The following is a 1,256-nucleotide window of genomic DNA, read 5'->3' as shown; positions in this document are numbered from 1 at the left end:
GACGGCCGCCTGGGCGACCTCGGGGTGGGCGCGGAGCGCGGCCTCCACTTCGCGGGGCTCGATGCGGTGACCGCGCACCTTGACCTGCTCGTCGCGGCGGCCGAGCACCTCCAGGACGCCGTCCGCGCGCCAGCGGGCGATGTCGCCGGTACGGTGCAGGCGGGCGCCGGGGACGCCGCCGAAGGGATGGGGCACGAATCGGTCGGCCGTCGCGCCGGGCGCGCCGACATACCCGCCGGCCAGGCAGTCGCCGCCGACGTACAGGTCACCGGGAACCCCGGGCGGCACCGGTTCGAGCGCCGCGTCCAGCACGTAGACCTCGGCGCCGGGGATGGGCCGGCCGATCGGCACGACGGCGCCGGGCGCGGTCCGCTCCACGGTGTGGACGGTCGCGGTTACGGTCGTCTCGCTGAGCCCGTACGCGTTAAGCAGCGGGATGTCCGTGAGCCTCTGCCACGCCTCGACCGCGGCCGGGTCCACCGCCTCGCTGCCGATCACGACGAGCCGCAGCGAGCGGAGCGGGATGTCGTCGCCGAGCGTGGCCACCCACTGCGACCAGTAGCCCGCCGGCAGGTTGACCACGGTCAGCTGCTCCTCCTCGATCAGCGCTGTGAGGGAGGCGGGCGGCGGCCGGTCACCACGCAGGACGACGCGTCCGCCGGCGAGCAGGGTGGGGAAGATCTCCTCGGCCGCCACGTCGAAGCCGATCCCGGCGAACTGCAGCACGCGGTCGGCGGGGCCGAGTCCGTACAGGCGGGCGATCGCCCGCGCGTGGTTGGCGAGCGCGCCGTGCGGCACGGCGACTCCCCTGGGCGTGCCCGTGGACCCCGAGGTGAAGATCACGTACGCGGGGTCGCCGGGCCCGGCCGCGTGCCGCGGTTCCCCGGCCTCCGGTTCCCCGGCCTCCGGTTCGCCGTCGCCGGAGGTGTCGAGGATCAGCACCGGCACGGTGGAGCCGGCGAGCAGGTGCTCGGTCCGTGCGTCGGCGACCACGAGACGCGCGCCCGCGCCGGCGAGCATCCCCCCGACCCGGCCGGACGGGTGGTCGGGGTCGAGCGGCAGGTACGCCGCGCCGGTCTCGAGAATGGCGAGCATGGCCGTGAGCAGGCCGGCGCTCCGGGGCAGCAACATGCCGACCACGTCGCCCGGACCCACGGCGGCGGCGTGCCGCAGCCGCCGGGCAAGCCGCCCCACCCGCTCGCGGACCTCGCCGAAGGTACGGGTGACGCCGTCGGCGCGGACGGCGAGGGCGTCCG

At 76.4% G+C, this 1,256-nt stretch carries 1 protein-coding gene; it reads right to left on the bottom strand.

Features of this window, described 5'->3' with window-relative positions; translation table 11 throughout:
- Positions 1-1,256 (bottom strand): amino acid adenylation domain-containing protein (locus tag DQW85_RS22805; protein WP_113702183.1); only part of this gene is annotated, 1,256 nt, incomplete at both ends.

The organism is Nonomuraea lactucae (assembly GCF_003313395.1).
GTDB classification, from domain to species: Bacteria; Actinomycetota; Actinomycetes; order Streptosporangiales; family Streptosporangiaceae; genus Nonomuraea; species Nonomuraea lactucae.
Note: the sequence above shows the minus strand (reverse complement) of the source record. Positions and strands in the feature narration are given on the sequence as shown.